At 66.4% G+C, this 12731-nt stretch carries 10 protein-coding genes; 8 read left to right on the top strand and 2 right to left on the bottom strand.

Annotated elements, in window-relative coordinates; all coding sequences use genetic code 11:
- Positions 1–19: 19 nt before the first annotated feature.
- The gene (locus R9J51_RS19450) at positions 20–865 is read right to left on the bottom strand and encodes a hypothetical protein (protein WP_179505439.1); all 846 of its coding nucleotides are present in this window, start codon (positions 863–865) and stop codon (positions 20–22) included.
- A 131-nt stretch (positions 866–996) separates the two neighbouring features.
- Positions 997–3897, bottom strand: a complete 2901-nt coding sequence (locus R9J51_RS19445; protein WP_179505438.1) for a M16 family metallopeptidase — start codon at positions 3895–3897, stop codon at positions 997–999.
- A 199-nt stretch (positions 3898–4096) separates the two neighbouring features.
- Between R9J51_RS19445 and clpB the strand changes: the two genes are divergently transcribed.
- From clpB to tatB, 8 genes are all read left to right on the top strand, one after another.
- Positions 4097–6676, top strand: coding sequence for an ATP-dependent chaperone ClpB (clpB, locus tag R9J51_RS19440; RefSeq protein WP_179505437.1), 2580 nt, complete (start codon positions 4097–4099; stop codon positions 6674–6676).
- Positions 6677–6859: 183 nt separating this feature from the next.
- The gene (gene argS, locus R9J51_RS19435) at positions 6860–8623 is read left to right on the top strand and encodes an arginine--tRNA ligase (RefSeq protein ID WP_179505436.1); all 1764 of its coding nucleotides are present in this window, start codon (positions 6860–6862) and stop codon (positions 8621–8623) included.
- A gap of 123 nt (positions 8624–8746) precedes the next feature.
- Complete coding sequence (locus R9J51_RS19430) at positions 8747–9349, top strand: SPOR domain-containing protein (protein ID WP_432787684.1); 603 nt, start codon at positions 8747–8749, stop codon at positions 9347–9349.
- 62 nt (positions 9350–9411) lie between these two features.
- A complete protein-coding gene (gene nagZ, locus R9J51_RS19425; RefSeq protein WP_179505434.1) occupies positions 9412–10428 on the top strand; it encodes a beta-N-acetylhexosaminidase in 1017 nt (338 codons plus the stop codon).
- A gap of 6 nt (positions 10429–10434) precedes the next feature.
- On the top strand, positions 10435–11250 hold the full coding sequence (locus tag R9J51_RS19420; RefSeq protein ID WP_179505433.1) for a segregation and condensation protein A: 816 nt from the start codon (positions 10435–10437) through the stop codon (positions 11248–11250).
- Positions 11247–11852, top strand: a complete 606-nt coding sequence (scpB, locus tag R9J51_RS19415) for an SMC-Scp complex subunit ScpB (RefSeq protein WP_179505432.1) — start codon at positions 11247–11249, stop codon at positions 11850–11852. Before R9J51_RS19420 ends, scpB begins: the two co-directional genes overlap by 4 nt.
- A gap of 75 nt (positions 11853–11927) precedes the next feature.
- Positions 11928–12200, top strand: a complete 273-nt coding sequence (locus R9J51_RS19410) for a Sec-independent protein translocase subunit TatA (RefSeq protein ID WP_246866167.1) — start codon at positions 11928–11930, stop codon at positions 12198–12200.
- Positions 12201–12242: 42 nt separating this feature from the next.
- Positions 12243–12728, top strand: a complete 486-nt coding sequence (gene tatB, locus R9J51_RS19405) for a Sec-independent protein translocase protein TatB (RefSeq protein ID WP_179505431.1) — start codon at positions 12243–12245, stop codon at positions 12726–12728.
- Positions 12729–12731 lie beyond the last annotated feature (3 nt).

Genomic DNA, 12731 nt, shown 5'->3' with positions numbered 1-12731 from the left:
AGGGGCCGCGCCCTGTTTATCAGATCGAAAAGTCGAAAATGCGGGCGCTCAATGCGCCGCCGTTGCCCATGCCGTTGAGCGAGAACAGAAACCCATATTCGCCGGGGGCAAGCTCAGCCTTGGGTTGGATCTTGTAGACCCCAGGCCGCACCATCTGATAATCGAAGGCCACGCGGTCCTTGTCCATCACGCCGGTCTTGGCGCCCGCGATATTCATGCTCCCAACCCGCGCTTCGCGCCGACCGTCCTTCGTGATCAATTTGATCAGTGTAAATTCACTGGGCGAGGTGACCGTTGCGGCGGTACCGGACGCCCATGATGACGGTGCATTGCCAACTTGCGGGTTGGATTCGTCGAAAAAGAAATAGAATGTAGGCGTTCGCTCGGCCGCATGGACGCGCGCCGATGCGTTCTGGATGGATGCCTTGATGCTGGCGGAAGCCAGGCCACCGGTCAGTGCATAGCCGAAGATGCCGCCTGTCTTCGCCTGGTTGGTCGTCGTTGGATCGATGCGGACCATGTGGCCCTTGCCAGCATCGAGCAAGTAGACACCCGCCGGATGCAGCACTGCCGGATCGGGGGAAGTCAGGGAAAATTGTTGTGCTGTGGGCGCAGTGGCAGGGCTATCGAGCAAGGCTGCAAGAATCGGCCCGGTCAAGCCTTTCTTCTTCAGTTCCAGCATTTGTTCGACCGAAAGGTCCATATGCGTGCCGGTGCTTTTGATTTTGGCGACCACAGCTTCGTCACCAACGCCGCTTTGGGCCAGGGCGGTGATTTGCTCGAGCGTGAGTGGCGCCGCTTTGGCAGTGCCAGATAGCAACGTGGCCGAGGCGCAAAGCGCGACGACCAACTTCCTGATAGACATGAAACCCCCTGTTGCCAGCGATTGACTTCTGACGCCGGCAACAGGGGTTTTAAAACACGGAACTCAGCGAAGCGACGAAAAAAGCAGAGCTTCACGTGTTGTAGATGAAAATTCGTTCCAATATGGTGTAATTACTTCCCCGGCACGCTCGCCACTTCGACCGGCAGGCCCAGCTTGTCGAGCTGCGGCTTGATCTTGGCGGCGTCGCCCACCACCACCCAGGTCAGCTTGCCGGGATCGAGCGCGGTGCGGGCGGCCTTGTCGAGGTCGGCGGCGGTGAGGGTGGGATAGCGCTGGGCGAGGCGGGTGTAGTAATCGTCCGGGCGGTTGAACTGCACGATCTTGACCAGGCCATCGAGCACCGAGGACGAGGTTTCGAACGCGCCGGGCAGTTCGCGCGCGGCGCCCTGGGTGGCCCAGCTCAATTCGTCGGGGGCGACGCCCTTGTCTTTCAGGAACGCGGCCATATCTGCCTGCATCGCGGCGATCGAAGGGCCGGTCTGGTCGGTCTGCACCGGAGCGACGAGGCGATAGATCACGCGGTTCTGGCGCTCGCTCACGGCGCTGCCCACGCCATAGCTCCAGCCCTTGCTTTCGCGCACGTCCATGTTGAGGCGCGAGAGGAAGCTGCCGCCCAGCACTTCGTTGGCGGTGCGCAGTGGCACGAGATCGTCGCGGCCCGTGGCGCCGAGCACTTCGCCCGCCATGATCATCGACTGCGGCGAGGCTGGGCGATCGACCAGCAGGATGCGCGGGGAAGGGGCGGGGATCGGAGCCGAGAGGTTCTTGGCCGGCGCCGCGCCAGCCGGTTCGGCCCAGGTGCCGAAGCTCTTTTCCAGCAGCGGCTTGACCGCATCGAGCGTGGTATCGCCGACCACGAAGATCGTCGCCTTGGACGGGCGCAGCCAGGCCTGGTGGAACGCGGCGAGGTCAGCGGTGGTCAACCGCTTGACCACGGCCGGATCGCCCGTGCCGGTGGGTGGCGTGCCATAGGGGTGCTGCGGCCCATAGAGCGCGGGATAGAGCACGCGCGAGGCCATGGCCGAGGGATCGCGCAGTTCCGCGTCGATCGCGGCGAGTTGCTGCGCCCGCACGCGCTCCAGGTCATCGGCCTTGAGCGCGGGGTGACGCACATAGTCTGCCAGCAGCGCCAGCGAACCGGCGAGGTTGGGCGCCACGGCATCGAGCTGGAAGTTGGTGCTGTCGGGCAGGGCCTCGTTGCTGATATTGGCGCCGAGGTTTTCGCGCGCGCGGGCAAAGGCGGCCGCGTCCAGGGTTTGCGTGCCCTGGTCCATCGTCTTGAGCAGCATGGCCTGGGTGCCCAGCGCGGCCCGCGGATCGGCGGCAAAACCAGCGTCGAACGCCACCTGCACCGAAACCACCGGCACGGCGGCGCGGCGGGCGAAGACCACCTTGATGCCGTTGGACAGCGTGGCCCGCTCGATCTGCGGGAATTGCAGCGCGGCCAACTGGCCGATCGGGGGCAGTTCGCCACGATCGGGGCCGGCGGCGGCTGCGGGCAGCGGCGCCGGTTCCTGGCCGGGCTGGTGCCAATAGGCCGGGTGGGCTCCGCTGCCATGGCCACCGCCCACTGTCGTGTCGTTGCTGGCCCAGCCGCCATGCGCCTCGCCCCCTTCGGTGCGGGTGCCCGGTTCCACGGTCAAAGCAAAGACCGGGCGGGTCAGCCACTTTTGCAGCGCGGCGCGCACTTTGGCGGGCGTGAGCGCGGCCATGTCGGCCAGTTCCTTGCGGTAATAGCCAGCGTCGCCGTGATAGAGCAGCCCTTCGGCCAGAGTCGGCGCCTTGCCGCCAAAGCCACCGACCGATTCCAGCTTGCGGATCTGGTCGCTGGCGGTGACGGTGCTGGCGCGGGCGAGTTCGTCGGCCGTCGGGCCTTGCGTCACCAGGCGCTTGATCTGCGCATCGAGCGCGGCGCCCACGGCGGCGGCATCCTGGCCCGGCTTCACATCGGCCTGGACCACGAACTGCCCGGCCTGGGCATAGACTTCGGCATTGGCGCTGGCTGAAACCGCGATCTGCTGCCCGCGCACCAGATTGTCGTCGAGCCGCGAGGAGGCAAGGCCGCCCAGGATCACCGCGCCGATCTGCAGCGGCAGGTAATCCGGGTTGTCGTAACCGGGGATCGCCCACATGCGATAGATGCGCGTGGTCGCCACTTCATCCTTGATCGTCTTGGCCTTGGGCGAAGGCAGCGTGGGCACCGGGGCGGCCACCGGCTGAACCTTGGGCCCGGCGGGAATGGCGCCGAACCACTTGGCCACCTTTTCCTTGGCCGTGGCGAGATCGACATCGCCCGCCAGCACCAGCACGGCATTGTTGGGGGCATAGTGATCGGTGAACCAGGCCTTCACGTCGGCCAGGCTGGCGCCGTCGAGATCGGCCATCGAGCCGATCGTGCTGTGGTGATAGGGGTGGCCGACCGGATAGAGGTTTTCGAGCTGTTCGTATTCCACCAGGCCATAGGGCTGGTTGTCGCCCTGGCGTTTTTCGTTCTGCACCACGCTGCGCTGGTTATCGAGCGTTTCCTGCGTCACCGCGCCGAGCAGATAGCCCATGCGATCGGATTCCAGCATGAGGAAGCGATCGAGCGCGGCCGAGGGCACGGTTTCGAAATAGTTGGTGCGATCGAACCAGGTGGTGCCGTTGTAGTCGGTTGCCCCGGCATTCTGCAGCGGGGTGAAGAAATCGCCCTTGTTGTGTTCGCTGCCGTTGAACATCAGGTGTTCGAACAAGTGGGCAAAGCCGGTCTTGCCCTTGGGCTCGTTCTTGGAACCCACGCCATACCACACCGAGATGGCCACCACCGGCGCCTTGCGATCGGTGTGGACCAGCACGCGCAACCCATTGGGCAGGGTGAACTGTTCGTATGGAATGTTCACCGCCTTGACGAGGTCTGCCAGCGGGGCGGGGGCGGGGGCAGCCGGCGCCGCCACGGTTGCGGCAAGCAGGGGCGAGGGCGCGGCCGAGGCGATCGCCAGGGCCAGGAGAGAGGCGTTGAGGAAGCGCTGCATGGAGGGGGCTTGTCCTGTCTCGAAATGTCTCTGCAACGATGTGTAAGGGCCTGCGCGGCTGAGTCAAAGCTGAACCATCGCCATGGCTTGCCCGCAGCGATTGGTTTGGATTGCAACCGGTGTGGCAAAATTTGATCCACGTCCTTGTGTTGCCGAAACGCAACACTACTTTGAGCCGGTCAGGAGAGCGAGAGAGCTTATGAACCTCGAAAAATTCACCGATCGTGCCAAGGGCTTCCTCCAGGCGGCGCAGACGCTGGCGATCCGCCTGAACCACCAGCGCATCACGCCCGAGCACGTGCTCAAGGCGCTGCTGGAAGACAGCGAAGGCATGGCCAGCGGGCTGATCCAGCGCGCCGGGGGCAATCCCGTGGCGGCGGTCAGCGCGCTCGATGCGGCGCTGGGCAAGATTCCGGCCGTCTCCGGTTCTGGCGCGCAGAATTCGCCCGGGCTCGACAACGATACCGTGCGCCTGCTCGACCAGGCAGAACAGCTTGCGACCAAGAGCGGCGACAGCTTTGTCACCGTGGAGCGCATCCTGCTGGCCCTGACGCTGGCGGGAACGACGGCGGCCGGCCAGGCGCTCAAGGCCGCGAATGTCACGCCCCAGACGCTCGAAGCGGCGATTTCCGCCCTGCGTGGCGGCCGCAATGCCGACAGCGCGAGCGCCGAAAACGCCTATGACGCGATGAAGAAGTATGCGCGCGACCTGACCGCCGCGGCGCGCGAGGGCAAGCTCGATCCCGTGATCGGCCGCGACGAGGAAATCCGCCGCACCGTGCAGATCCTGGCGCGTCGCACCAAGAACAACCCGGCGCTGATCGGCGAACCCGGCGTGGGCAAGACCGCGATTGCCGAAGGCCTGGCGCTGCGCATCGCCAATGGCGACGTGCCCGACAGCCTCAAGCATCGCCGCCTGATGGCGCTCGACATGGGCAGCCTGATCGCGGGCGCGAAGTATCGCGGCGAGTTCGAGGAGCGCCTCAAGGCCGTGCTCGACGAAGTGAAGGGCGCCGAAGGCGAGATCATCCTGTTCATCGACGAGATGCACACCCTGATCGGCGCGGGCAAGACCGAGGGTGCGATGGATGCGTCCAACCTGCTCAAGCCGGCGCTGGCGCGGGGTGAGCTGCACTGCATCGGCGCGACCACGCTGGATGAATACCAGAAGTACGTGGAAAAGGACCCGGCCCTGCAACGGCGGTTCCAGCCCGTCTTCGTGGGCGAGCCGACCGTGGAAGACACCATCTCCATCCTGCGCGGGATCAAGGAGAAGTACGAGGTGCATCACGGCGTGCGCATCGCCGATGCCGCGATCGTGGCGGCGGCAACGCTGTCGAACCGCTATATCGCCGACCGCTTCCTGCCCGACAAGGCGATCGACCTGATGGACGAGGCCGCCAGCCGCATCCGCATGGAAGTGGAAAGCAAGCCCGAGGAAATCGAGAACCTGGATCGCCGCATCATCCAGCTCAAGATCGAGGAAATGGCCTTGGCCAAGGAAACCGATCCTGCCAGCCGCGACCGGCTGGAAACCCTGCGCGGCGAACTGGCCAATCTGGAACAGCAATCGGCCGAACTGACCACGCGCTGGCAGAACGAGCGCGACAAGATCCAGGCCGAGGGCAAGATCAAGGAGCAGCTCGACGCCGCACGCGTGGAACTGGAGCAGGCGCAGCGCGTGGGTGACCTGGCCAAGGCCGGGGAGCTGGCCTATGGCCGCATTCCCGAGCTGGAGCGGCAACTGGCCGAAGCACAGGGCGCGAGCGAAAACGCGCTGCTGCGCGAGGAAGTGACCGCCGAGGACATTGCCGGCGTGGTCAGCCGCTGGACCGGCGTGCCCGTCGACCGGATGATGGAAGGCGAGCGCGAAAAGCTGCTGCACATGGAAGAAGCCATCGGCAAGCGCGTGATCGGCCAGAAGGACGCGGTGCTTGCCGTGTCAAAGGCCGTGCGCCGCGCGCGCGCCGGGCTGCAAGACCCCAACCGTCCGCTCGGCAGTTTCCTGTTCCTGGGCCCCACGGGCGTGGGCAAGACCGAGCTGACCAAGGCGCTGGCCGGCTTCCTGTTCGACGACGACAACGCGATGGTGCGCATCGACATGTCGGAGTTCATGGAAAAGCACGCGGTCAGCCGGTTGATCGGCGCGCCTCCGGGCTATGTCGGCTATGACGAAGGCGGCGTCTTGACCGAGGCGGTGCGGCGCCGGCCCTATCAGGTCGTGCTGTTCGACGAAGTGGAAAAGGCCCACCAGGACGTGTTCAACGTGCTGCTGCAAGTGCTGGACGATGGCCGCCTCACCGATGGCCAGGGCCGCGTGGTGGATTTCACCAACACGCTGATCATCCTCACGTCCAACCTGGGCAGTCAGTATCTGGCCAACCTGGGCGAGGGCGAGGACGCGGCCAGCGTTGAGCCGCAGGTGATGGACGTAGTGCGCGCGCACTTTCGCCCGGAATTCCTCAACCGGCTGGACGAAATCATCCTGTTCCACCGCCTCGGCCAGGAACACATGGCCCCGATCGTGGATATCCAGGTGGCGCGCGTGGCCAAGCTGCTGAAAGATCGCAAGATCACCCTGAACCTGACCGATGCGGCCAAGCGCTGGCTGGGCCGCGTTGGCTACGATCCGGTCTATGGCGCGCGGCCGCTGAAACGCGCGGTGCAGCGCCATCTGCAGGACCCGCTGGCCGAGCGCCTGCTGGCCGGGCAGATTCCCGACGGCAGCACCGTGACTATCGACGAAGGCGATGGCGCGCTGGCGTTCGTGGTTGCGTGAGGTTGGTTTAGGCTTCCACCACCCCCCGACCCCCTCCTCGGTGAGGAGGGGGAGAAACAAGAAAAAGTCCCCTCCTCTTCAGAGGAGGGGGTTTGGGGGTGGTGCGAGACCTTGCACAAACGCCGCAGCACAACGCCAAACCCGCCAGTTCCCAAGCCCCCACAAATTCGCTATCGGCCCGGCATGACCACCGATAGCCCCGTTGCCGCCCAGACGCTGTTTGCCACTTATGCCGGCGTGATCGATGCCGCGCTCGATGCGCTTGTTGCCAAGGGCGCGCTTCCCGCCGGGCTGGCGCGCGGCGCCGTGACTTGCGAACCGCCGCGCGATGCGGCCCATGGCGATCTGGCGACCAATGCCGCGATGGTCCTGGCCAAGCCTGCCGGCACCAATCCGCGCGCGCTGGCCGCACTGTTGATCGAGGAACTGGCCGCCCATCCGCGCGTGGCCAGTGCCGAAATCGCCGGGCCGGGCTTCATCAACTTGCGCCTGGTCGATGCCGCCTGGACCGACGAACTCGCCCTGATCGGCACGGCGGGGGGCGACTATGGCCGCTCTGCGCTCGGTGGTGGCAGCACGGTCAACGTCGAATATGTCTCGGCCAACCCGACTGGGCCGATGCACATGGGCCATTGCCGTGGCGCCGTGGTGGGCGATGCCCTGGCCGCGCTGCTCCAGTTCGCCGGACACAAGGTGATCAAGGAATACTACGTCAACGATGCGGGCGCGCAGGTCGATGTGCTCGCCCGTTCGGCGCACTTGCGCTATCGCGAGGCGCTGGGCGAAGACGTGGGCGCGGTGCCCGAGGGGCTCTATCCGGGTGACTATCTCGTGCCGGTGGGCCAGGCGCTGGCCGCCGAATATGGCGATCGCTATGTCGGCGCGCCGGAAGCCGAATGGCTGGTGCTGTTCCGGCAAAAGACCGTGGCGGCCATGCTGGTGATGATCAAGGAAGACCTTGGCAAGCTGGGCATCGTCCACGATCTGTTCTCTTCGGAAGCAGAGCTTCAGGCCGCCGGCAAGCCCGAGGCCGCCGAAGCCTGGCTGCGCGCGCACGATCTGGTCTATGATGGCCACCTGGAAGCGCCCAAGGGCAAGACCCCCGAGGATTGGGAGCCGGTGGAACTGCCGCTGTTCCGCTCCACCCGCTTTGGCGACGACCAGGACCGCCCGATCAAGAAGTCCGACGGCAGCTGGACTTATTTCGGCGCGGACCTGGCCTATCACTTCCAGAAGGCCGAAACCGCCGATGCGCTGGTGGACATCTGGGGCGCGGACCATGCCGGCACGGTCAAGCGGATCAAGGCCGCGGTGGCCGCGCTGACCGGCGCGGAAGGCGCCAAGCCGAAGCCCTTCGAAGTCAAGCTGGTGCAGATGGTCCAGCTGCTGCGCGATGGGCAGCCGGTCAAGATGTCGAAGCGCGCGGGCAATTTCGTCACGCTGGCCGATGTGGTGGAGGAAGTGGGCAAGGACGTGGTGCGCTTCACCATGCTGACCCGCAAGCCCGATGCGCAGATGGACTTCGACTTTGCCAAGGTGGTGGAAGCCTCCAAGGACAATCCGGTGTTCTATGTGCAATATGCCCATGCCCGGATCAGTTCCACCCTGCGCAAGGGTGCCGAACTGGGCTGGGCGCCGAGCGCGGCCAACCTCGGCCGGTTGGGCCAGGAAGAGCTGGCCGTCGTCAAGCTGGCGGCGCAGTTCCCGCGCATCGTCGATGGCGCGGCCGTTGCGCGCGAGCCGCACCGTATCGCGTTCTTCCTCTATGACCTGGCTGCCGCGTTCCATGCTTATTGGAACGTGGGTAACGACAAGCCCGAAAAGCGGTTCATTGTGGCACAGGATAAGGACCTTACCGAGGCCCGGCTTTTCCTGGCCGCACAAATCGGGCAGGTTGTGAAGAACGGGCTGGCCATCTTGGGGGTTGAGGCCGCGCAGGAGCTTTAAGGTAATGGTGAACGGCGATCAGCACGACAATCCGGGGCACGATGGGGCGGGGCAGGGCACGCAAGCCCGGCGCTGGACCTGGGCACGGAAGAACGCCTGCCCTGGCTGGAAAGCGCCGATGATGTGGACCTTGAGGAAGAAGGCCCCGACAACGGCCGCCTGATCGGCTTTGGCGTGTTGGCGCTGATCCTGCTCGCCGCGATCGTGGGCGGCATTTACTGGGCCACCCACCGAAACGCCGCGCCCGCCGCGGCCGATGGCAGCCTGATCGAAGCGAGCAAGGAACCCTACAAGGTTGCCCCCAAGGATCCGGGTGGCAAGACCTTCCAGGGCACCGGCGATTCGAGTTTCAAGGTGAGCGAGGGCGAACGCCCCACCGCCGCCCTGGCCGCCAAGGATGCGCCCGCCGCGCCCGCGCCCAGCGCCAGCCCGGCCGCCAAGCCGGCAGACAAGCCCGCCGAAAAGGCCACGCCGGCAGCGGCCCCGGTCAGCGGCGTGGGCGTGCAGGTTGGCGCGTTTTCCAGCCAGGCCCTGGCCGAAACCGGCTGGAACAAGCTGGTGCTGGCGCACGAAAGCCTCAAGGGCGTGAACCACCGCGTGATCGCCGGCAAGGCGGACATCGGCACGGTCTATCGCCTGCAAGCCGTGCCCGGTGACGCCGGCGCTGCCAACGCGCTGTGCAACAAGCTGCAGGGCGAAGGCGTGAAGTGCCAGGTGAAGCGCTGACGGCGGACTGACGGCAGGCCTTTGGGCTTGCCATGCCGCGCAAATTTCGGGATGGCAGGGGCATGCTTCCTGCCATTTTCGGGCTTTCCGGCCCTGTTCTCACCGCTGACGAGCGCGCCTTTTTCCTGGATGCAGACCCGGCCGGCTACATCCTGTTCGGCCGCAACGTGGAAAGCCGCGACCAGCTGCGCGCGCTGACCGATTCGTTGCGCGACCTGCACGGGCGCGAGCGGCTGCTGATCTCGATTGATCAGGAAGGTGGCCGGGTGGCGCGGATGAAGCCGCCGGTCTGGGCGGCCTATCCCCCTGGTGAGGCATTCGACCGTCTCTATGACGTGGCGCCGGCCAGCGCGATCGAGGCGGCGCGCGCCAATGCGCAAGGCTTGGGCATGGACCTGGCCGAAGCCGGGATCAGCGTGGATTGCCTGCCGCTGCTCGATGTGCGGCAGGTGGGCGCGCATGACGTGATCGGCGATCGCGCTTTGGGCAAGGAGCCGCTGCGCGTGGCGGCGCTGGGCCGTGCCGTGCTCGATGGGCTGGCGCGGGCCGGGGTGGCCGGCGTCGTCAAGCACATGCCCGGCCATGGCCGCGCCTTGGCTGACAGCCACAAGGAATTGCCCACCGTCACCGCGAGCGAGGCGGAGCTGGATGCCGATCTGGCGCCGTTCCAGGCCCTGGCCGGTGCGGCCATCGGCATGACGGCGCATGTGCGCTTCACCGCGTGGGACGCCGAACTGCCAGCCACGCTGTCGCCCTTCGTGGTGGGCGAAGTAATCCGCCGCCGCATCGGCTTTGACGGCCTGCTGTTGACCGACGATCTCGACATGGAGGCTCTGGCCGGGACCGTGCCCGAACGCGCGGCGCGGGCACAGGCGGCCGGGTGCGATATCGCGCTCAATTGCTGGGCCAAGATGCCGGACATGATCGGGATTGCTGCGTCGCTCGCGCCGATGAGCGACGCAACCGCCAAGCGGCTGGAACGCGCCTTGGCACCCACCGCGCCGGCCGCCGTGCCGCGTGACGGGGCCTTGCAGGCAGAGCTGGTGGCCCGGCGCGACACGCTGCTGGCGCTGGCCTGATCCGCCATGGCCGAGGGCGCGCCAGGGGAGGATGATGGTGGCTGGGACGGCCTGCCCACCGCCGTTGCCGCCAACGATGCGCTCTATCTCGATCTCGACGGCTGGGAAGGGCCGCTCGACCTCCTGCTCGATCTGGCGCGGCGGCAGAAGGTCGATCTGCGCAAGATCTCGATCCTGGAATTGGTGGACCAGTACCTGGGCTATATCGACCGGGCCGAGGCGTTGAAGCTGGAACTGGCGGCCGATTACCTGGTGATGGCGGCCTGGCTGGCCTATCTCAAGTCGCTGCTGCTCTTGCCGCGCGATCCGGATATGCAGCCCAGCCCCGAGGAAATGGCGCTGCGCCTGCAATTGCGGCTGCAGCGGCTGGGGGCGATGCGCGAGGCCGGCGCACGGTTGATGGCGCGGGACCGGCTGGGGCGCGATGTCTTTGCGCGCGGTGCGCCCGAAGGGATCACGCTGGCGCGCCGCGCGCGCTGGCAGATGGATATGTTCGGCCTGATCCAGGCCTATGGCCAGGTCCAGCATCGCAACCGCCCGGTGGTGCACATGGTGCGCGAGCGGCCGGTGATGACGCTCGATGCCGCGCTGGCGCGCATTTCCGCCCTGCTCGGCACCAGCCTGGAATGGCGCGACCTACGCGCCTTCCTGCCGCCGATGGCCATCAACAGCGATGCCGATCGGCAACTGGCGCGCTCTGCGCTCGCTTCAAGTTTCCTCGCCGCGCTCGAACTGGCCAAGCAAGGCCGGGTGGAACTGGTGCAGGAGGAATGCTTTGGCCCGCTGCTGGTGCGGCCGATTCGATGCCGGCCGCTTTCATGACGGCGCCCGACGATCTGCTGCGTGGCGTGGAAGCGACGCTGTTTGCCGCCACCGAACCTTTGCGTGCCGACGAGATTTCCCGGCACCTGGGCGGGGCAGACGTGCGGCCTGCGCTGGCCGCGCTGACTGAGCATTACGCCGGGCGCGGCATTCACTTGGTGGAGCGGGGCGGACGCTGGCATTTCCAGACCGCGCCAGACCTGGCGCACCTGTTGCGGCGCGAGAAGGAAGATGTGCGCCGCCTGTCGCGCGCGGCGACCGAGGCGCTGGCGATCATCGCCTATCACGAACCCGTCAGCCGGGCGGAAATCGAGGCGATCCGTGGCGTGCAGACTGCCAAGGGCACGCTCGATGTGCTGATGGAAGCAGGCTGGGTGCGCATTGCCGGGCGGCGCGAAGTGCCGGGGCGCCCCACGATCTATTCCACCACCCCCGCGTTCCTCACCCATTTCGGGCTGTCGAGCCGGGGGGACCTGCCGGGCATCGGCGAATTGCGCGCGGCTGGCTTGCTCGATCCGGTCGATGAAGCCTATGCCGTGCTCACCGGCAGCGGCGAGGATGCTGCCGACGATGGCGATGAAGATGGGGCCGGGGCCGACTAAACGACAAGAATCGCACTGCCCGCTGGCGAAGAGCCGGAACATCCCCTATCTGGGCAGGCCAAAGGAGAATTTGAAATGGGTGGCCTTTCTCTACCGCACCTGATCATCCTCGCGCTGGTCGTGCTGATTCTGTTCGGCCGTGGCCGCATTTCCGAAATGATGGGTGATTTCGGCAAGGGTATCAAAAGCTTCAAGCAGGGCATGAACGAGGAAGCCGATCGTCCGGTGACCCCGCCGCCTGCGCAGATCCAGCAGACCCCGCCGCCGGTGACCCCGCCTGTAACCCCGGTTGCGCCCCAGGCGCCCGTCCAGCAGCCCGGCGATCATCAGCAAGGCCCGCAGGCCTGATCTACCCGCCAAGACAGGCCGACGAGATAGGGCTCACTGCTGATGTTCGATATTGCCCCGTCCGAATTGCTGCTGGTCGTCATCGTGGCGATCGTGGTGATCGGGCCCAAGGATTTGCCGCTTGCGCTGCGCACCGCCGGGCGGTGGATCGGCAAGATGCGCCGCGTTTCCAACCACTTCCGTTCCGGTATCGAAACCATGATCCGCGAGGCGGAACTGGCCGAGATGGAAAAGAAGTGGCAGGAGCAGAACGCCCAGATCATGGCGCAGAGCGCGGCCGCCAGCGCTGCCGAAGCGCCCCATGCCGTGGCCGAACAGCCCGCGCACCCGGTCGATCCGGTGCTGGCGCCCCATGCGCCGACCGAACCGGCGATCGCACCTGCGCCCGCGCCTTTGCCGCCGCCGCCCGAACAGCTTCTGCCGGTGGAGCAGCGCGGCGCGCGCCCGCGCGGCCCGCAGCCCGATAGCGTCAAGTCCGACGCGGAAACCCCGGCATCGACGGGACCAGTGAACACGGGGCACGAGTGATTC

Origin of the sequence: Novosphingobium rhizosphaerae, from assembly GCF_050920675.1 — a bacterium.
Classification (GTDB): Bacteria; Pseudomonadota; Alphaproteobacteria; order Sphingomonadales; family Sphingomonadaceae; genus Novosphingobium; species Novosphingobium rhizosphaerae.
This window is presented reverse-complemented; position numbering and strand designations above follow the sequence as displayed.